Annotated in this window: 18 protein-coding genes and 1 other annotated feature; of the genes, 4 read left to right on the top strand and 14 right to left on the bottom strand. The window is 37.7% G+C overall.

Annotated elements, in window-relative coordinates:
* Nucleotides 1-295: 295 nt before the first annotated feature.
* Nucleotides 296-1150, bottom strand: coding sequence for a YitT family protein (locus MKX82_RS20970; protein WP_233318253.1), 855 nt, complete (start codon nt 1148-1150; stop codon nt 296-298).
* A 190-nt stretch (nt 1151-1340) separates the two neighbouring features.
* Nucleotides 1341-1561, top strand: a binding site (T-box leader).
* 73 nt (nt 1562-1634) lie between these two features.
* Between MKX82_RS20970 and MKX82_RS20975 the strand changes: the two genes are divergently transcribed.
* Both MKX82_RS20975 and MKX82_RS20980 read left to right on the top strand, forming a co-directional pair.
* Nucleotides 1635-3338 (top strand): 2-isopropylmalate synthase, encoded by a 1704-nt coding sequence (locus MKX82_RS20975; protein WP_341079870.1) that lies wholly within the window; start codon nt 1635-1637, stop codon nt 3336-3338.
* Between the two features lie 142 nt (nt 3339-3480).
* The gene (locus MKX82_RS20980; RefSeq protein ID WP_233316945.1) at nt 3481-4134 is read left to right on the top strand and encodes an HAD family hydrolase; all 654 of its coding nucleotides are present in this window, start codon (nt 3481-3483) and stop codon (nt 4132-4134) included.
* A 58-nt stretch (nt 4135-4192) separates the two neighbouring features.
* On the opposite strand, the gene MKX82_RS20985 is transcribed toward MKX82_RS20980, so the two are convergent.
* Nucleotides 4193-5107 (bottom strand): ROK family protein, encoded by a 915-nt coding sequence (locus tag MKX82_RS20985; protein WP_233316946.1) that lies wholly within the window; start codon nt 5105-5107, stop codon nt 4193-4195.
* 580 nt (nt 5108-5687) lie between these two features.
* Entirely contained in the window at nt 5688-5879 is a 192-nt protein-coding gene (locus tag MKX82_RS20990) for a hypothetical protein (RefSeq protein WP_341079873.1), read from the bottom strand.
* A 314-nt stretch (nt 5880-6193) separates the two neighbouring features.
* Between MKX82_RS20990 and MKX82_RS20995 the strand changes: the two genes are divergently transcribed.
* Nucleotides 6194-7189 carry a hypothetical protein gene (locus MKX82_RS20995; protein ID WP_341079875.1) on the top strand — a complete coding sequence of 332 codons (996 nt, stop codon included), beginning with the start codon at nt 6194-6196 and terminating at the stop codon, nt 7187-7189.
* 60 nt (nt 7190-7249) lie between these two features.
* Here MKX82_RS20995 and MKX82_RS21000 read toward each other — a convergent pair whose 3' ends face one another.
* The 4 genes from MKX82_RS21000 to MKX82_RS21015 all read right to left on the bottom strand — a co-directional run bounded on the left by MKX82_RS21000 (nt 7250) and on the right by MKX82_RS21015 (nt 13327).
* Nucleotides 7250-8119 (bottom strand): methyl-accepting chemotaxis protein, encoded by an 870-nt coding sequence (locus MKX82_RS21000; RefSeq protein ID WP_233316949.1) that lies wholly within the window; start codon nt 8117-8119, stop codon nt 7250-7252.
* A 20-nt stretch (nt 8120-8139) separates the two neighbouring features.
* Complete coding sequence (locus MKX82_RS21005; protein ID WP_341079876.1) at nt 8140-9597, bottom strand: aldehyde dehydrogenase family protein; 1458 nt, start codon at nt 9595-9597, stop codon at nt 8140-8142.
* Between the two features lie 462 nt (nt 9598-10059).
* Nucleotides 10060-11499, bottom strand: a complete 1440-nt coding sequence (gene pdxR / locus MKX82_RS21010) for a MocR-like pyridoxine biosynthesis transcription factor PdxR (protein ID WP_341079877.1) — start codon at nt 11497-11499, stop codon at nt 10060-10062.
* A gap of 241 nt (nt 11500-11740) precedes the next feature.
* A complete protein-coding gene (locus MKX82_RS21015; RefSeq protein ID WP_341079878.1) occupies nt 11741-13327 on the bottom strand; it encodes a catalase in 1587 nt (528 codons plus the stop codon).
* 248 nt (nt 13328-13575) lie between these two features.
* Between MKX82_RS21015 and MKX82_RS21020 the strand changes: the two genes are divergently transcribed.
* Nucleotides 13576-14289, top strand: coding sequence for a CPBP family intramembrane glutamic endopeptidase (locus tag MKX82_RS21020; protein WP_341079881.1), 714 nt, complete (start codon nt 13576-13578; stop codon nt 14287-14289).
* A 57-nt stretch (nt 14290-14346) separates the two neighbouring features.
* Here MKX82_RS21020 and MKX82_RS21025 read toward each other — a convergent pair whose 3' ends face one another.
* The 7 genes from MKX82_RS21025 to MKX82_RS21055 form a co-directional block, all read right to left on the bottom strand.
* Complete coding sequence (locus tag MKX82_RS21025) at nt 14347-15087, bottom strand: amino acid ABC transporter ATP-binding protein (protein ID WP_233316954.1); 741 nt, start codon at nt 15085-15087, stop codon at nt 14347-14349.
* Nucleotides 15084-15794, bottom strand: coding sequence for an ABC transporter permease subunit (locus tag MKX82_RS21030; RefSeq protein ID WP_233316955.1), 711 nt, complete (start codon nt 15792-15794; stop codon nt 15084-15086). The genes MKX82_RS21025 and MKX82_RS21030 overlap by 4 nt, the downstream gene beginning before the upstream one ends.
* Before the next feature lie 17 nt (nt 15795-15811).
* Nucleotides 15812-16645 (bottom strand): transporter substrate-binding domain-containing protein, encoded by an 834-nt coding sequence (locus tag MKX82_RS21035; RefSeq protein ID WP_237943355.1) that lies wholly within the window; start codon nt 16643-16645, stop codon nt 15812-15814.
* A 25-nt stretch (nt 16646-16670) separates the two neighbouring features.
* A complete protein-coding gene (locus MKX82_RS21040; protein ID WP_233316957.1) occupies nt 16671-17438 on the bottom strand; it encodes an amino acid ABC transporter permease in 768 nt (255 codons plus the stop codon).
* Between the two features lie 18 nt (nt 17439-17456).
* On the bottom strand, nt 17457-18020 hold the full coding sequence (locus MKX82_RS21045; RefSeq protein WP_233316958.1) for a GNAT family N-acetyltransferase: 564 nt from the start codon (nt 18018-18020) through the stop codon (nt 17457-17459).
* A 241-nt stretch (nt 18021-18261) separates the two neighbouring features.
* Nucleotides 18262-19326 carry an LLM class flavin-dependent oxidoreductase gene (locus MKX82_RS21050; protein WP_233316959.1) on the bottom strand — a complete coding sequence of 355 codons (1065 nt, stop codon included), beginning with the start codon at nt 19324-19326 and terminating at the stop codon, nt 18262-18264.
* A 32-nt stretch (nt 19327-19358) separates the two neighbouring features.
* The gene (locus MKX82_RS21055) at nt 19359-20993 is read right to left on the bottom strand and encodes an ABC transporter substrate-binding protein (RefSeq protein ID WP_341079885.1); all 1635 of its coding nucleotides are present in this window, start codon (nt 20991-20993) and stop codon (nt 19359-19361) included.
* Between the last annotated feature and the right edge of the window lie 17 nt (nt 20994-21010).

The following is a 21010-nucleotide window of genomic DNA, read 5'->3' on the forward strand; positions in this document are numbered from 1 at the left end:
ACAATAATATTTTTAATTTATCCTATTATTTAAGTCAGATAACTCTATTTAAAAGAACTATGCTGCTATAAACAATTACCAGTCTTGTGAAACATTTCGCATTCTATTATTAATATACCTATTTTCCTGTTTTTCCTATTAATCAAATCCTTCCGTACAGTTTCAAAAATGTTATTTTTATATAATTAATCCAATGGACTTTTTTATCTTAATGTTTTTCGTAAAAACTTGAAATTTAAGATAGAATTTTAATACAAATAAAAAAAGGTGTACCTATATAGGTACACCAAAACTCCTAATTTCTTGGGAAATCTCTTGGAATTGAAAAGCCTCTGCCGATAATATCAGATGCATTTAAGAAAATAACAAAGGAGTTATTATCACTTCTTTGAATTAATTCTTTTAAGTATACAGCTTCTGATTGTTCGACCACACTGAACAGCAATGCTTTTTTCTGATTGCTGTATCCTCCTTCTGACCAAACCTTCGTGAAGCCTCTGTCGATTTCATTGCGAATTAAATCTGTGATTTTCTGTTCGTTTTCCGTCACTATTAAGACAAGCTTAGAAGTAGATGAACGAAGCTGAACCACGTCAATAGACTTTCCTATAATAAACATGGCAATCATACCATATAGGGCTCTTTCAAAGTCAAAAACGAACATGGCAACAATTACGATACAGCCATCAATTAAAAATTGCGAATAACCGCTTGATAAACGTGTGTATTTCTTAATAAGCTGTCCGAAAATTGTTGTCCCTCCAGTAGACCCTTTACCACGAAATACAAGACCAATTCCGATCCCGCTGAGGATCCCACCGTAAATGGAAGCAAGCAATGGATCTTCCACTGAGAACGGCAAATAAGATGTCAGCCAAATGAATGTAGGCAGCAGAACTGTTCCAATAAAGGTGCGGATGCTGAAATCTTTACCTAGTAGGAAATAGCCTAAAACAAAAGTTGGGATATTTATTGCCCATTGCACAATTGCTGGGCTCCAGCCATTCAATTTGTTTAAAATAATACTAATCCCAGCCACTCCTCCTGCTGTAATGGATGCAGGCAATAGAAATATATTAAATGCTAAACCTACTAAAAATGTTCCAAGAATAATTAAACTATAAGAACGAAATTCTTGCTTACTTTGCATGATGTAAAAATCCTTTCTAATACTGAATATAAGAATTAATAATAACCGAACAATAGATTTCCTACAATAGAGAAAAATAATGTCAGAAAATATAACAAATTACTAGACAATTTAGAAAAGTTTCAAAACGAGAAAAATCCTCTGTTGACTGAATTCAAAATTAATTATAAAATGGAGAAAATTAAGAAAACGAAACGCTAGGATTGGGAGTATTAAGGGATATTTATTGCTTAGAGAGCTGTCGGCTGGTGAAAGACAGACAATAAACTCCCCCAACTCGCCCAGGAGTGGTAAGGCTGAAATGTAAGTCTTAACGGCTGACTCCCGTAATCAAGTCGTAAAGTGGGTCTGTCTTATTTCAGGCAGATCAAAAAGAGTGGTACCACGAAGGCAAAGCCTGTCGTCTCTTATTGAGATGATAGGCTTTTTTTATTTTCTTTCAAAATTTCATGAGTAAATTAATTCAAAAAGGTGGTTGGCAGTGATGAAAAATATCGAAAAATATTCCAGAGGTTATTTCACCCCTCCCGTAACAAGTTTGAAATGGACAGAGAAGGAGTATATTGACAAGGCTCCGACATGGTGCAGCGTGGATCTTCGTGACGGAAACCAGGCGCTTGTTGTGCCGATGAGCTTAGAAGAAAAACTGGAATATTTTCAATTGCTGTTAGAAGTAGGCTTTAAAGAAATAGAAGTAGGCTTTCCCGCAGCATCTGATACAGAATACGCCTTTTTGAGGACACTAATTGAACAAAACCTAATCCCAGAAGATGTCACAATCCAAGTGCTTACACAGTCAAGGGAGCATATCATTAAGAAAACCTTTGAATCATTAGAAGGTGTGAATAAAGCTGTTGTGCATCTGTATAATTCCACTTCCGTTGCACAGCGGGAACAAGTATTCCAAAAAACAGAGGAAGAGATCATTGATATTGCTGTGACAGGCGCTAAGCTTTTAAAAAAATATGCGGCTGAAACAGAAGGCAATTTCAAGTTCCAATACTCACCTGAAAGCTTTACTGGAACAGAAATAGAATTCGCCCTAAAGATTTGTAACAGTGTGCTGGATATTTGGCAGCCAACAGCTGAAAACAAAGTAATCATCAATCTGCCTGCAACGGTTTCTATGTCCATGCCTCATGTATACGCAAGTCAAATTGAGTACATGAGCGAAAATTTAAGCTTTAGGGACAATGTAATCCTGTCTCTTCATCCACATAATGACAGAGGAACAGGCGTTGCAGATGCTGAGCTTGGGATGCTTGCAGGTGCTCAAAGAGTGGAAGGCACATTGTTTGGAAACGGTGAAAGAACAGGTAATGTTGACATTGTTACACTAGCATTGAACATGTATTCCCATGGAATTGATCCACAGCTGAATTTCGATAACATTCCTAGCATTCTAGAAAAGTATGAGAAATTGACTAGAATGACGGTTCATGAAAGACATCCATACGGCGGTGAGCTAGTGTTCACAGCGTTCTCCGGTTCCCATCAGGATGCTATTGCTAAAGGGATGAAATGGCGTGAAGAAAAGGAACCCGACTATTGGACAGTCCCTTATCTTTTAATTGATCCAAAGGATATCGGCAGACAATATGAAGGAGATATTATCCGAATTAACAGCCAATCAGGCAAGGGCGGAATCGGTTATATACTTAAACAGAATTACGGCTTGGATCTGCCTGCAAAAATGCGTGAGAGCTTTGGATATGCTGTCAAAAAAGTTTCAGACAGCCTTCATAAGGAGCTTATGCCAGATGAAATTCATAACATATTTATAGAGGAATATGTCAATATCAGCTCGCCTATTGAGTATATCGAGTATAGATTTTCACAAAATGACAGCTATGACACAACCGTGTCAGTTAAACAGAATGGAGCTGTACAGGAATTCAGCGGTACAGGAAATGGCCGACTTGATGCCATCAGCAATGCCCTTCAATCTTCGTTAGGTATCCAATATAAAGACCTTGTTTATACAGAGCATGCCCTAGAAACAGGCTCTGAATCGAAAGCAGTTTCCTATGTAGGCTTTGCAACCGATAAAGGCGCTATTTATTGGGGATGCGGAATTGATGCTGACATCATGACTTCCTCCATTAAGGCATTATTCAGTGCCGTTAACAAAATGGTTAGCAGTGAACATCCTGCAACAAAGCAAGGATATTCCTTGTCGAACAGCTAAGTGAAATAAAAAACCCTGCCTTTGTGTGGGGTTTTTTTATGTTTATTTAGATTATGTTAATATTATGAAGTGTAAGGGTACGTATTGAACCCCTACATACCCTCATGTTAATGTTAACAAAAGTGTATCTAAGGAGGAACATATGATAAAAGGTATCATCTTCGACTTTGACGGGCTTATTTTTGACACAGAAACACATCAGTATCATTTATTGCAAGAGCTGTTTGCAGAACACAGCTGTGAATTGCCATTAGAATTATGGCAAAAGGAAATAGGCACACACACCGATTTTTCCCCATACGTATACCTGGAAGAGCAAGCTAAGAAAAAACTGGACTTAGCGGTAATAGAAAGTACCTTCAAAGAGAACTTTTTGAAAAAGCTGGCATCAGAACAGGAGCGACCAGGAGTAAGAGATTATCTGGAAACAGCCAAATCAGCAGGCTTAAAAATCGGCCTTGCATCCAGCTCCAATTATGAGTGGGTTTCAAGTCATTTAAAAAGATTAGGTCTATTTGATTACTTTGACTGTATCAAAACCTCTGATGATGTAGAAAAAGTAAAACCAGATCCAGCACTTTACATAGAAGCAGCCCGCTGCCTGGGATTGGAGCCGAAAGAATGTATCGCATTTGAAGATTCAGCACACGGAGCGCAAGCTGCAAAAACAGCAGGCTTGAATATTGTCATATTCCCAAACGAAGTAACAAATGCCATGCAGTTCTGTGAAGTGGATTACCGCTTTGATTCCATGCTGGCAATGCCGCTTAGTGAATTGGTTAGTAAGTATAAGTAATAGAGAGCAAAAGAGGAATGCCCCCATACAGGAGGCTATTCCTCTTTTTCCATACCAGTTAAATTTCTTTAATCACTATTTCCTTTTCTCTATTAACAAAAAAGTGATAAAGTGCACCATAAAGATTAGCATCGTTTTGAAACTTACAGACTGTAATGTTAGGATTTGCCATATGGAGCGGGTTCTGTTTTTTTATTTCCTCTAATGCCCATTTTGTTCTTTCAATAAGTATTGGCTGTGCGCTGATACCGCCGCCAATCGCAAAGATTTCCGGGTCTAATATATATTGCAAGTTTAATATTTGAGAAGCAAGATAAATACAAAATCCATCAAAAATAGCATTCGCTTCTTCATCTTGGTTGATGATGTATTCAAATACCGCTTCACCGTCCGTTGGATCGTCCAAATTCTTTGCTTCACCAATACGGCGCACCATTTGCACTGCCGAACAATCAGAGCCAAAATATTGGGCTTTTCTTGTTTCCATGTTGATTTTATCCATTACAAAGCTCATTTCACCTGCTGAGAGATTAACCCCTCGATGCAGCTTGCCGTCAATAACTATACCTCCGCCTACACCGCTGCCAAGCACTAAGACAACTGCATCCTTAGCACCATTAATGCTGCCAAGCCATAGTTCAGCTAATGCCGCACATTTACCATCATTTTCAATGGTAACATCCTTTCCATATCTATCCCCAATTCTTTTCGCTAGATTCACTTCATGAAGAAACGGGAAAGATCCACCATGATAAATCGTGCCAGTCTCTACATCCACTGTCCCTGGACAGCTGACAGCAATTCCTTTTACTGCAGATAAATCATGATTATCCAAGATACTGAACAACACCTCTTCAAAATCAGCCAAATTCGTACGAGGCATTGGTTTTTTCCCTTTAGAAGAAATATTTCCTGCAGTATCCATCAACGCATATTTAACAAATGTTCCACCGATATCTAGTACGAAATACATGTATAATTCTCCTAGTCTTTTTTAATAATTTTTAGTTTATCAGAATAGTTGAAGTACTATTATATTTCGCCATAGAAATGGATTTTTCCTTTTTTAATGAATAGGCATTTTACTATTACTCATTCCTTCCCTAAAGCTAGGACTCATACTAAAAGTGCGAACACTTATAACCTAATTCCCCTATTCAAAAGCTATATATTTATCATAAAAAACACCTTGTGTTGTGAAAAGATAAGGACTAAGCCAAAGAAAACTTATCCTAAAGTAAAGCAACTTATAATTTATTTTTGTTTTTTGAGGTAATTTTCCTATTCTCCCTTTATATAAAAAATGTTTTTGTCTAAATTAAGAACAAAATATACAAATATCCAAATTTTGATGTAAGTTTTTGATTTTTATAGTAAGTTATTTCGTTAATTCAGGAAATTTGCTCTAAAACCCTTTAAGAAAAACAACCCTTCAACAAATATTCAAACTTGTTCGTCCATATTGTGAACGATTACACAAGTTTATTTTAGACATGTTCAGATTAATATATGATTGTTTTGTAACATCAAAATATTTATAAAAGGAGTGTGGATTAAACAATGTCAAAGTTTGTAATTTCTTCTGCTCTCGCCCTTGGATTATTAGCAAGTTCAGTAAGTGCTAATGATGTATAAAATGAGGATGTTGAAGGACCAGCAATCACCTTAGAGGACGAGTCTAGTATTAGCAACAGTGCTTCAGCAAGAGCTGTTTCTTCAGGTAAGGGAACTTTAACTGGTTCCAATCCATTAGGACTTAAACCTCGTGCTTCTGCTTCAACAACTGTTAATAGCGGTACAGCTTATTTTTTAAAGGCTAAAGTTAATAGTAACAATAATGGTACTTCTACAAGTTCAACCGGATGGCATAGTTTAAATAATACTAGTAAGGTGAGTACTTCAAAACTAGTAGCCTCTACAGAAAAAGCTACTTTCCACGGATATCATGAATTAAAGAAAAAGAAAACATCATCGTTAGAAACAGCTAACACAACTTTAAAATTCTAAAATTAAAAGCTACAGACATTTCTGTAGCTTTATTTAACGGAAGGAGATGTCGTTGATTAATTTTCTATTTAGAAAAAAAACATTTTTTTTAGCTTTATTACTTTTAATTGTAGTGATTTTTTTAATTATACATTTAAATTTGTCTAAAAATTCCGAACGGAGAGAAGAAACAGGCAATATAAAGATTTCTAATGTACCTCAAGATAGCTTAGACCTAGGCGCAGGTTATTCACTAGAATTAAACAGTCTAGTCATAGAACAAGAAAGCCAAGTATATGGAACCATTGTAATGGATAGCCCGCAAGATAAATTAGAAGTTCACTTTGACAATCGAGGAAATACTGGTAACTATATTTTAAAAGTATTATATGATTACGAAGAAGTCGATTTTAAAATTGATAATAAAAATTATCAGAGCTCATACCCCTTTCATTTGGAGACAGGTAAATCAATTAGGTTTCCAATTGAGCTAGCCTCAAATATAACTGCAGATAAGCATTCACATAAGCTATTAGTGGCTGTCTATGCATCTCCTGAAAAAAATGCAAGTACAATTGAAGCCATGACAAATGAATATGGAATGACCCTAGACTATGAGATTACTTTTAATAAAAGCAATCAATCGTTTAACTCTAATAAGGAGTATACTTCTCCTGAAAAAAAGATAAAAGCTGAATATCAAGGATTAATGGTAAATGAAAATTTTAATAATTTTAAAGAAATATTATATCCGCCATACAACCTAAAAGCCAAAAAGGGTGAAAAAATTAAACTAGCTTATAACGCTGGAAAATATCCAGAGGCAAAGGATTATTTAATTATCAGTATGCTGGATTGGAGACAAACAGAGATGAATGGTGCACCTTATTTATTTATAAAAAATGATCCTAATTCTATTGATTATGGCACATTTTTTATAAAAGCTCCGGAAAAAGAGGGCTTATATGAATATTCTGCAGTTATTGTGCCAGATCCCTATAAACATAAAAATGAGGTAATTTTTTCTACGATAGACACCGGTTATCGTTTTACGATAGAAGTTGAATAGTGTGAACATCCGTGATTTTAAAAAAGAATTCACCCAAATAAGTGAATTCTTCTTTAACATCTAGTTATTTGTCTGTATCGATTTCTCAGCTAATTCTGCCAGCTCTTGAGCGGTTTTGCTCATTTCTTGCATGGTTGCAGAGAATTCTTGAATGGAACCAGCCTGCGTATCTGTTAATTTATTAATATTATTAAACGCATTTCCCAGGTCTTTAATTAAGTTCTGAATGGTTTTTGTAATATCGTTAATTTGACCAACATTATCTTTAGAATTAGTGGCCAGTTTCCTAATTTCATTTGCTACAACTGAGAAGCCTTTACCAGAGTCTCCGGCTCTGGCTGCTTCAATTGCAGCATTTAGGCCTAACAGGTTGCTCTGGTCTGATATTCCTTTTACTACAGTCGATATGTTTCCAATTTCCTCAGCACTGTTGCTTACTTGGCTTATTTGAGAGGAAACTTCTGTTACTTGTTCAGAAAGCTGGGAGACAGATGTACTGATTTCCTCGATGGATGCTGCTGTCTCTTCCACAATAGCCGAAAAACTTTCAGCCATTTCATAAAGCTGGTTTGCCTTCTCTAGACTTGTCCCTAAACCGACTCCCCCTATTACTCTTCCATTCTCGTCATGTAAAGGGATGGCTCTTGCTATCAATGGAAAACCAAATAATTCTTTCGGTACCATCGCCGCTTTGGCTTCATTACGTCTCACTGCCTCTGTAATGATGTCACCTTCCGCTAATGGATCGCCAGGAGTTACATTCAAAGAAAAACTCTTACCAGGCACATTCATTAATAATTTTTCCGTATCATAAATTCCGATAGTGATATCGTCTTGGACTAAATTATTTAAATAAGGTGCTACTTTAATAAAAGCCTCCAGCAATTCAGAAGTTACAGCACCTTTATTTTCCTCTTTTACATCTATCATTTCTCCACCTCTTTCTATCATTAATAAGGGAATAACCTTTGTCCGTAATTAACGGAAATCCATTTTAATGTCGTAAACTCCTCTAAACTCCACTCACCGTTTAAGCGGCCAAGCCCTGATTGTTTTTCACCGCCAAAGGCTACGATTGGTTCATCGTTAATCGTTACGTCATTTACATGAATCATACCAGTATGGATTTTCTTGGAAATTTCTACTCCTCTTTCCACATTAGCTGTGTGAATAGCACCGCTCAATCCGAAAGGTGTATTGTTAGCAATAGTGATGGCTTCTTCATCCGTGCTGAAAGGTATGACACAAACTAACGGGCCAAACAATTCTTCTTGGGTTAGTTTAGTTTCTGGATCTTTTACTTCAAGTATAGTAGGCTCTACTAATCTCCCTTTAATTTTTCCCCTTAACAATGGATTTGCACCTTCTTTTATCGCAGTTTCAATAATGTCTGCTAATACTTGTGCCTGTCTGTCATTGATTACAGGGCCAATTACTGTCTCTGGGTCTCTAGGATCCCCTGTTTTCAATGACGCTGCCTTTTGAACATATTTGTCAATAAATGTGGAATAAATGGATTCATGCACTAGAATACGATTTGCAGACATGCAAATTTGTCCTTGATGGGTAAATCGACTAAAAGTTGCAGCATTAACTGCATATTCTAAATCAGCATCTTCCATCACAATAAACGCGCTATTGCCGCCAAGTTCAAGTAATGGCTTTTTAAAGTTTTTCACAGCTAATTGGCCAATATAGCTTCCGACTTTAGTTGAACCAGTAAATGAAATGATCCGAGGAATTGGGTGTTCTACAAATGTATCTCCAATTTCTTTAATATCTGTGACTACTACATTTAATAGCCCTTTCGGAACTCCTGCTTCTTCAAAAATTTTGCCAATAAGTGTTCCGCCTGTTACTGGCGAATGTTCATGTGGCTTTAAGACAACACCATTTCCCACTCCTAAAGCAGGTGCTACTGATTTAACTGATAAGAAGAAAGGAAAATTAAATGGACTAATTACCCCTACTACACCTGCTGGAATTCTATATAATCTGTTTTCTTTCCCATCCTCTACAGAAGGCAAGATTTTACCTTCCATACGCAATGGGAAAGTTGCAGCTTCCTTTATCATATTTTTTACTAAACCAATTTCAAACGCTGCTTTAAGTTTTGTGCCACCAAGTTCGTCGATGATTAGGTCTGTAATTTCTTCTTCATGTGCTTCTATGTAAGATACTGCTTTCTCGAGGATATCCCGCTTCTTATAAGGATTTACTTTATCCCATTCTTCCTTTGCCTTCTCTGCTGCACGGTATGCCAGATCCACATCGGATTTGTCTGCGATAATAAAGCTTGTTAAAATCTCATCATTATAAGGATTAATGTTTTCCATCGCTTTGCCGCTATTACCATCTCGCCACTCACCGTTTATAAACTGCTTTCCTAATGATTCAAAACTTAACATATTGAATATCCTCCTTTAATTGTGTAAAAGATTTGCTTGCAGATAAATGCTCCTGCATTCCTCTAATAAAAAAACTAAGCACTAACTTTATTTATCAATCGATAAGCAAAATGTATAAGCAGTGCTAATTTGTTTCAAGAAGATACTGCATAAAAGAAAGTGCTACCATAATACTAGAAAATCGGTAAAAGCTTTTTCTAGCATACTGTTGTTATTGTATCCTCCTAAGCTATAATTTCTCGTAAAAGCTGTAAAACACATTTACCATAATTACTAAATAACAACATTGTTGGTATATTATTCTTTAATAATTATTTCGTCATAAATAAATCGATCTTAATAGTTCTAAATACCTAATCGATAATGGTAATCATACTCATTAATACTGTTTTCCACACAAATAAGCCGATTAATGGATGATTAATCGGCTAAAATTTTATTTTTCATATATTAATTCTATGTTTAGGTGCTGGTTATTTTTCTTAATGCCTTAGCAAGCCTGTTTATACCGACCGGGATTTCTTGATCGTCTACTTTACCGTATGTTAACCGCATATAGCCAGATTTCGTGCCTAAGATAGAGCCGGGTGTGAATATAACCCCCTCTTCAATCGATTGTTCTAACAAGCGAATTTCGTCCATTGCGCCAGTTAATCTGCACCATAAATGGATACCTCCGTGGGGAAAATAGTAGTCAACTTGCTCTCCCAGAATTTCTGCGATACTATCTATCATAATATCCCGTTTTTGCTCCAATTTGCTTTTTAAAGCCTCAATATGCTCTGTAAAGTAATCAGAACGTAAGAATTCAGTGCCAATCCATTGGGAGAAGACAGAATGCCCGAAATCAAACTGCTGTTTTGCATCTGCAAGCCTCTCTATAACGGGAGTTGGTCCGATTACCCAGCCAATTCTGAAACCAGAAGCAGCAATTTTAGTTAAGGAGCTTATATACAGGACATTCCCATTTTCATCTAATGACTTTAATGTATTTGTATCTTCCTCTGTATAGTTAAGGAGACTATATGGATCATCCTCGACAATGGGGATGCCGAATTCTGAGGAAATATCTAATATTCTTTTCCGTTTAGCAGCAGGCAAAATCATCCCTGTAGGATTCTGGAAGATAGGATTCAAAAATATCATTTTTATTTGATGCTTTTTGTGCAAATCAATAAGCTCCTCTGGATTAATACCTTTTTTGCTTACATCCAAATGAAATACCTTTAGCCCTGCTGATTTAAAAATCGGTAAACTGTAGTGATAAGACGGATTTTCAATAACTACAGCATCCCCTGGTTTCAAAAGACATTCAATAATTAGATGAATAGCCTGTTGGGCTCCTGAAGTAACTAGAATGGAATCGGGAGTAGTTTCTATCCCCTTATCGCGTTTTACATGATCACTGATCGTTTTACGAAGCTCAATATTCCCTTGTGGATGATCGTATCCTAAGTGGCCAGTAAAACTTTGGGAATTGATTATTTTTTTGACATAATCCTCCGGCATAAGTTCATTTGAAAGCTCACCGCTGGCAAAATTCACAAGACTAGACTCCTCAGATATATGTCTTATCCGCTGAGCAACAGGCATATTAGCCTGAAAAGAACCTCTTTCTATATATTTATTCCAGCTTGGGATTCGCCTTTTTGTCAGCCCCCATATATCCTTGCTGACAATCGTCCCGCTCCCTCGCTTTCTTTCGACTAGACCATTTGCTTCCAGCTCTGAATAGGCTGCAACAATTGTACTGCGGTTGACCTTATAAGCCTCCGCAAGCCTACGTTCGGATGGCAATGGTTTATCAATCGGAAACAATCCATTCTGTATCCCTTGTTCTATATGCTCTGCAATCTGCTTATAAACGGCTTTTCCTTTACTTTTATCTGGTTTCCAATCCATTTTTTTGAATCTCCAGTAATTAATTATTTTTCATTCACTATCATGTATTCTTCTCTTAATTTGCCTAGAATTAATATTATATACTATCCGTTTACTCCTTTTAAATATCACTTTTATAACTTTGGCATGTTATCATGGTTAATCACAAATAAAAAACCCTTCAGGGAGAAATGCAGCATCTCTCGTTAATGAGAGTTTATGCTGCTCTCTACCTAAAAGGTGTTCTTTACGTGTATATCAATTAATAAGGATCTGCATCATGCCCCTTCTCAACCGCTTGCTCTGGTGCTTTATCACTTTCCTTGTTTCCTAATGGATGACTGCTAGGCTTATCGCTTGCAGCATTAGCCAATCCTTCTCGCAAACGGTGCCCGTATTCTTCGTCTGCCTCTTCAGCAAGTGCAATCATTGCATCTTGAATTCTTTGATCACATTGAGACAAGTCTCCGACAAGATTGGAGATTAATTCATCCTTTTCCCATTGTTCAAATTCCCTGTACGTTTGACCTGCTTGTTTTGTATTGTCGTTTCGGTCAATAGATTCGCGGACAAGATTACCCTCAACTCTTGGACTATAAACCTTGCCAGAAGGCTCTGCTTCCTTCAAGCCGCCGAGAATAGAAGGTTCATAGTTAATATGCTTGTCCTTTCGGTCCACATGATACTGCATTTGACCGCCGCTTTGATTAGTAGCAACTCTCTTCTTCGGTGCATTGATTGGGAGCTGAAGATAATTTGCTCCTACACGGTGGCGCTGTGTATCAGAATAAGAGAATGTTCGTCCTTGAAGCATTTTATCATCTGAGAACTCTAAGCCGTCCACAAGGACACCTGTACCAAATGCTGCCTGCTCTACTTCTGCAAAATAGTCTTCTGGATTTTTGTTAAGAACCATCTTACCTACTGGAATCCAAGGGAACTCATCTTTCGGCCACAGCTTCGTATCATCAAGCGGGTCAAAGTCTAGCTCAGGATGTTCTTCATCGCTCATAAATTGAACAAACAGCTCCCACTCTGGGTAATCCCCTTGTTCGATGGCATTGTATAAGTCTTGAGTGGCATGATTGAAATTAGTAGCCTGAATTTCATTGGCTTCCTTTTGAGTAAGATTCTTAATTCCTTGCTTTGGTTCCCAATGGTATTTCACCAGAACCGATTCTCCTTCGCCGTTCACCCATTTATATGTATTGACACCTGATCCCTGCATCATGCGGTAGTTTGCGGGAATTCCCCAAGGAGAATAAACGAAAGTCACCATATGGAATGTTTCCGGTGAGCTTGCACAAAAATCGAAGAACCGCTCTGGACTTTGAATATTCGTGACTGGGTCTGGCTTAAAGGCATGTATCATATCAGGAAACTTCATTGCATCACGAATAAAGAATATCTTCAAGTTATTTCCGACAAGATCCCAGTTTCCGTCTTCTGTATAGAATTTCACAGCAAACCCTCTTGGATCACGAAGCGTTTCCGGTGAATGCCCTCCATGTATGACAGATGAAAAACGAACAAAGACAGGAGTACGCTTGCCTTTTTCTTGGAAAAGCTTAGCACGTGTATATTTGGAGATATGCTCATCCCCAGCTGTGCCATATGCCTCGAAATAACCGTGAGCACCTGCACCACGGGCATGTACAACACGCTCTGGAACACGCTCCCTGTCAAAATGACTAATTTTTTCAATGAAATTATAATTCTCTAACGTTGCGGGACCTCTGTTGCCGACAGTCCGAATATTCTGGTTATTCGTTACAGGATGTCCCTGTCTATTCGTTAATGTATCTTCGTTTTCTCGTTTATTTTCATTCTTTGACTGTTCGTTTCTCAACCTTCTTCATCCCTTTCTCATTACTATTTGGACAATATTGTCCAATTTTATCCTATGAAACTATTACCCCGTTTTTATTAAAATAATCCTTATTTAAGAATAAATATAAAAAAGCCTCAGGTATTTTCCTTTAACCTTAACATTTCTTACATTAGCTTGATTACATTCACCAATAACCACCCTTTTGCTATGAACTGGAAAATAAATCTAGTATAATTGTTTTATTATTGTTTTAAGGAGACATGCTTTTGAAAACACTCATCAAAAATAAATACATATGGATTTTTATTACATACTTATTGATGATGACAATTTTTCCGATAGGGATTAAATTACTTTTTTACTTAGTTGGAGTAGGAACAATGAAGGAAGTAGCTTTTGGGGATTATCAAATCAGCAGTCCAATGCTGAGCGTTGTTCTTAACCTTCTCATTCTATTTTTCATATTAGGATTTATCGTTTTTCTCTATGTAAAAACGTCATTATTCCAGTGGAAAAAACCAATTGTAAAAGGTAAAGATCTGTTATATGCTGTTTATGTTTTTTTCGGAGGAAAAATAGCAACTGCGATTGTAGTTGTCATTATCTCTTTGTTGTTCGGTCTGAATATGGAGGAAGCTCCGCAAAACCAGCAAGCGGTAGAGCAAATGATTCGTACAAGCTTCATTACTGTTATTCAAGTAACGATACTTGCGCCAATTATTGAGGAATTTTTCTTCCGCAAAGTTATCATTGGACATATTTTCACCAAGCATAAATATTTAGGATTATTGTTTAGCTCCATATTATTTGGCGGTATGCATATGCTTGCCGGCTTCTCTTTGCCTGGGATGATATTGTACAGCGGGTTAGGATTTTTCTTAGGCTTAGTCTATATAAAGACAAATCGTTTAGAAACTTCCATCATTGCGCATGGTTTTAATAACTTTATATCCTACTTATTAGTACTTATTGTTCGATAGCAATAAATAAAAAACATCCCAATTGATTAGCTGCTTACACAATTGGGATGTTTACTGTTATCTTTCATAGGAAAACCTAGCAAGGAATTGTTTTGTTCGTTCTTCCTTTGTTTGTTCAAAAACTTCCTTTGGGGTGCCTTGCTCAACAATGACACCATCTTCCATAAAAACGATTCTGTCGGCAATGTCATATGCAAAGCTCATTTCATGTGTGACAATAACCATTGTGACACCACTTTCGGCAACCTTTTTTATGACATCTAGTGTTTCTCCGACTAATTCTGGATCAAGGGCGGAGGTAGGTTCATCGAATAGAATGACCTCTGGATTCAAAGCAAGTGCCCTCGCAATACCGACACGCTGCTGCTGACCGCCTGACAGCTGGTGGGGATAAAAATCCTCCTTATCCTTTAAGCCGACCTTTTCCAGCAGTTCTAATCCAGTTTGATACGCTTTATCCTTTGACACCTTCCTAGCTATCACTAGTCCTTCCATAATGTTTTCTATCGCTGTTTTATGGAGGAATAAGTCATATTGCTGAAAGACCATCGCTGTCTTTCGTCTGAGCTCCAATATATCTTTAGAACTTGCCTTCTTGAAATGGACCCTTTTATCACTTATTGTCAGCTCGCCGGAATCTGCCCTTTCCAGAAAATTCAGGCATCTCAAGAAAGTTGTTTTACCTGAACCACTCGGGCCTAGTATGACGACAACCTCACCCTTTTTTATTTGCAGATCAATTCCTTTAAGAATTTCATTTTTCCCGAACTTTTTGGAGATTTTTTTAATTTCTATCATGCGAAGCCTCTCCTTTTGCTGCGGCTGAAATAACGTTCATAGCCGGATGATATTCCCTCTAGTGCGGCACAAACGGGCCAGTAAATTAAGGATGCAGCCACATAAGCTTCTAGGAAGCGATAATTGACGTTTGCCTCAATTAGCGCACCATTCAATATATCAACAACTGAAACCATCGATACTAAAGAGGATGCCTTGATCAAGGAAATTAGCGTACTGTTTATCATAGGAAAGGCAATCGGAAATACTTGCGGAATTACTACTCTCCTAATTACTTGTGTCCCAGATAGCCCTATTGAATATGCAGCATCAAACTGTCCTTTTGGGATGGCAGACAGTGATCCTCTAAAGATTTCAGACAAACCGCTAGTGGCGTATAATGTTAAAGCAAAAATTGCTACCCATCTTCTGTCAATATTTTTGAAGCTGATATCCCATGACCAAGACTTTGCCAGCTGATCCAACATATCGGAACTGATAATATAAGTAACTAATAAAATAAGAATGACAGGAATCGCTTTAAAGATGGTCACAAACCACTTAAAGAAAGTGGAAAGGACCGAGATTTCATAAAATCGTACAAGCGCAATGACAAGACCAAACACTGAACCTAATATCAAAGGCAAAAATCCTAGCAGCAAGGTTGTTGGCAAATATTGCAGTGCCGCAGCCAAAGCCTTAAACATAAATGGGAAATCAAAATCCATATCATTTCCCTCCTTTCTTACTTAGTAAAATCTCCTCCTAAAACTTCTTGTGAAATCTCAGAAAGTTTGCCTTCATCAATTAACTCTTGCAGAGCTCCATCTATATCTTCTTGCAGCTTTGTATCATCTTTGCTGTATAGATAATATGTTTTGGAAACATAGGCAGGCTCTCCTGATGTTTTTAAATCGGCTTTAAATTGCTCATTTAATTTGTTTACATCAAACTTAGTCAGCAATGTTGCGTCAATTGTTCCAGTTTGTAGATCCTTTACAAGCACCTCATTAGCACCGCTGCCATATACTATATCTATTTTGTTGTCATGCTCTTCATTGTACTGCTCCAAAATATACGCGTGGTTGCTTCCTGTTGATGTATAAACTTTCTTACCTGCCAAATCATCTAATGTATTAAAATTGCTACCTGAATTAGCATCTACTACGATATAGCTTGTGTAATCCGTGTAACCTACTTTTCCATATAAGTATTTTGCTTGTCTTTCCTCATTCACTTCGTACTGATGTGCTGCCAAATCTACTTTATTTGCATCAAGTGCAGGCAGAATATTTTTAAATTCAAATGACTCGTATTTAAATTTATACTGCGTCAGTTTTTCATCGACTGCATCGAGCACTGCTTTTTCATATCCTGTCAGCTTCCCGTTCTCATCCAAATAAACAAATGGCTGATACGCATTGCCAGTTCCGACGATTATCTCTTTCGCATCAGAATCATTGTTGTCTGCGCTGGCACTTTCTGCATTATCTCCATTTCCGCACCCTGCCAGCACCAATCCTAATGCAGCTGTAATACCAATAACCTTCCACGATTTAAATTTCGGTAGTATTCTCATGACTTTTCCCACTTTCCCTTAATATTTAGTTCACTTTGTTTTTTCCATTCGGCATCAAAAGCAGCTTTTTGCCATTAGTCAAAATAGGTGTTCTGATGCTTTTTTTGCTTCGTTTCGGGTAACGATATTTCTTCTCGAGAACACCAAATAATTGCTCTAATCCAATGCTCAATACGACAAAAATAACGGCAGCAATGAAATAACCTTCCATAACTCGGTAGTATAAAGCTCCTAAAGTCTGCACCTTGCCCATTACATCTAATATCCCTAAAGAAAAGGCAAGAGAAGTGTCCTGCAAAAGATTAATGATGGAGGCACCGAGACTTGGCATTGCAATCTTGCTCGCCTGCGGTATAAGAACTCTTCGATATGTCTGTCCTTTCGTCAATCCAATCGAGGCAGCTGCTTCATATTGTGATGCAGGCACACTCAATATGGCAGAACGGAAAATTTCAGAAAAGAATGCTGCCGTATTTAATCCGTAAGTTATATAAATAAAATAGATTTTATCCCATTGAGAAAGATCAATTCCCATGGCCCCAAGCAAGCTTGGTAGACCATAGAAAACGATAAACATTTGCACTAATATCGGTGTTCCTCTTACGAAGGAAATATATAGGATACAAAGTTGATTGAGTACAGGCACCTTTTCTATACGCAGATACGCAATTAGTAAGCCTACAGCAGCTCCAATCAGTGTGGCAATCAATACAATCAATAAGGTTGTCGGAAGAGCACTTAACACTTTAGGGAAGAGGGAAACTACGTATTCCCATTTAAAAAACTCTCCCATAGGTTGCCTCCTTTCTTGTTATACAGAAGTCTTTTCAGCTTTAGCGTCCACAAACGGCGGAGTTCCGAGAATACTCTTATCAAAGCGTTCTGGTATTAACACTTTATACATCAGTACTCCGATGTCTCCATCGTTTTCATGCTGGAAATATTCCTTGTAGCCTTTCCGTTTGTACATTTCCAATAGCCAAGGATGCTTTTTGCCGGATGTACCAAGGGTAAAGGCAGGAGCCTTAAATGTGTCACGCAGCAGAGTGTTTTCTACATAGTCCAATAATTTATTGCCTATTCCTTGTCCGCTTAAATCGGGTGCTGTCGCAAACCACCAAACAAACGGGTAGCCTGATACAGGAGTTTTACTTTCCCAAGGAAAGCGGATTGTAATTGTTGAGATAAGTCTGCCGTCCCGTTCCATGACGACAGCTGTGGAATTAACGATATTTTCCGTAACCATTTCAAGCGTGGCTCTTGTGGAAGGCCAGTTGATGCCTAATTCTCCAACCGACTTGAATGCACTGGACAATAATTCTAGAAATGCTGGGGCATCTTCTTTTGTTGCAATTCGAAAGATATCTTCACTCATACAAATTCTCCATTCTGTATATTTTTTCAATAAAGATGTTGATACTTTTTTCTAGTTATTGAAAGTCAAGTTGCATTTACCTACCTAAGCTCTCCGCTCCTTCCTTACTTGCTTTTATATCCACGTAATCTGATTGGATATGTATACTATAATATTTTTTTCACTCTTTGACTAATTAGTATTAGTAAAGCATCAATTCAATAAAACTAATAATTAATATAATCCCATAAGAATACTAGGTTTAAAGGTAGTTAGAAGCTGTTTTTTTCGGCTGATTCCAAATAAAATCGGGAATTTCCTTGCGCAAAACAGGCAGAATTTCTTCAGAAAATCGTTGAATTTGTTCTTTTTGTTCTGTTTCGCTAAGTCCATCCACACTTAACCCCTGCACTTGATGACCGAAAGCTTTGTGGTAAAGTAAAATCTTTTCAATGATAGATTCTGCTGATCCGACTAAAGACGGACCATTTTCAATATAATCCTCTAAATCATTAAAAGGTGAATTATTGTGCTTGGAAGCATCTGTATTCATAAAAGCATCATAATAAGGACGATATTTCTTTATAGCCTTCTCCTTCGTGTTGGCAATATATAAGCTGCCTGCTCCAGATCCGATTACTGCCTTATTAGAATCATGCCCGTAGAACTCCAGTCTTTCCTTATAATGATCAATCAGCTGCTTATATTTTTTCAGTGGATGAAAAACATTAGATGAGAAAATAGGATCACCATTTTTCGCTGCTAATTCAGTAGAAGCCGTGCTGGATGCACTTCCATGCCAGATGGGAATTCGCTTTTGGTATGGCCTTGGCTCAATTGTGACATTTTCTAAAGGCGCACGGTACTTTCCGTTCCATGTAACAGACTCCTCCGCCCATAGTCTTTTTAATAAATCATACCTTTCTGACAGTGATTCCCACTGTTCTTCCTCTGTTATTCCAAACAAAGGATAATGCCGCGGGTCATTGCCTTTTCCAATAATTAAATCAAGCCGTCCTTTTGATAATTGATCCAATGTAGCGAAATCCTCTGCAACCCGGACAGGGTCCAACACACTTAAAACCGTTACAGTAGTCAATAACCGTATTTTTGTAGTTTTTGCCGCAATCGTCGACAGTACAACTGCTGGAGAGGAGGAAAGGAATGGCGGACCATGCCTTTCCCCCACTCCAAAACCATCAAATCCTTGCTCTTCTGCCAGAACAGCTTGATTTATAACATTTTCCAGTTTCTGATAATCGGTAAATGTTTCACCGCTCACAGGATTCACGTGATTGCTGATAAGTGAAAATAAAATGAATTTCATGGCGATCCCTCATCTTTATAATTTTCTCTTTATTACTTATTAATGAAAACATCGTTGAACTGCGGATAGCCTTGTGAATCAAAGGTTAAACCTTTAACTTCATTAGATGTTGCTACAGTATATGGGAAGACATAAATAGGAATAAAGTATCCTTGCCCAATCAATTTTTGCTGCACCTTTTTGTATAAGTCGGCCCTTTTAGCTGCATCTGTCTCCAACTCACCACTCTCCAGCCATTGATCAATTTCACTGTCATGAAGTCGAGCGAGGCTTGAACCGCCATTTTCAGGCAGATTATCAGAATGGAAGAATAGCCGGAGCACATCAGGATCACCAGCTACCCTGCTGTTGCCAATTACATCATAATCCTTGCCATTTTTAGTGATATTATAATAGTCTGCTGATGTAGTAAACTCAAGCTTTACCCCTATTTCCTTTAATTGCTGCTGAATGATTGTAGCAATATCGTGGCGCTTCTCTCTGTTAACATTGCTGTCTATTAAACGAAGCACCAGTTGATTACCGTTCTTTTCTCTTATCCCTTCACTATTCTTCGTCCAGCCAAGGCTTTCTAATCGTTCATTAGCTTTCTCTATATCAATTTTCGCTGTATTTTCGAGGGCCTTGTCATATCCAAGAATTGTTGGTGTTATGACAGACCATGCGCGCTTATATGTTCCTAGATAAAGCGTGTTAACAATATTATCTACGTCTATCGTTTCCTTCAGTGCTAATCGTGCTTCTAATTCATTCCATGGCTCATTTTCCGGATTTACAAACAGACCATATGGCATCCCTGCTGTTTGTGTTTCATAAATTTGCAAGTTTCCATTTGCTTTAATTGACTTAAGATCTTGTGGCGGCACTGTTTCAACCGCATTTAATTGATTGCTTTGGACACTGCCTATTCTCGTTGCCTCTTCAGGAATAATTTTGTACGTAAGCTTATTTAAATAAGCTTTTCCTTCATGGTCAGCATAGGGAGCTTTCCGATTATAATCATCGAGTCTTTCCAAGACAATTTCATTGTTCTCATCAAGATTCACAAACTTAAATGGCCCAGAGCCGACTGGATTTGTTGCTAGAGACAAGCCATATTTTTCAGCAGCTTCTTTTGAAACAATTGCCAATTTAGGCTGACTTAAATTACTTAAGAAGGTTGCAGCAGGCTCTGAGAAATGAATGGTTATGGTATATTCGTCTATCACTTCGGAAGACTCATAATTCTCAATCAAAGCATATGCACTAGCAGCTTTCGTTTCAGGATTTACGATGCGGTCAAAGTTATACTTAACTACTTCTGCATTGAATTTGCTGCCATCATGAAAGGTAACATCGTCTCTTAATTTGAATGTAAAAGACTTTTGGTCGTCCGATACCTCCCAGCTTGTTGCAAGCCACGGTTTTATCTCATTATTTTCTGTTTGATAAACGAGCTTTTCATATATGCTGTTATTCACCCTCGTGGATACAGCCATCCCGCTCGTATGAGGGTCAAGACTGTCCGGCGCTGTTGCCAGGCCATAAACCAGTTCACCTCCTTCTTTGGGCTCTGCATCTTCACTTGCAGAAGTATTTTCGTTAGCATTACCGCAAGCAGTCAGCACCAGCAAAACTGCCATTATATAAAATAGGACAGGCTTTCGCAATCCAATTAATTGCAACATCTTTGTCTCCCCCTAAT

Origin of the sequence: Niallia sp. FSL R7-0271, from assembly GCF_038005785.1 — a bacterium.
Lineage (GTDB): Bacteria > Bacillota > Bacilli > Bacillales > Cytobacillaceae > Niallia.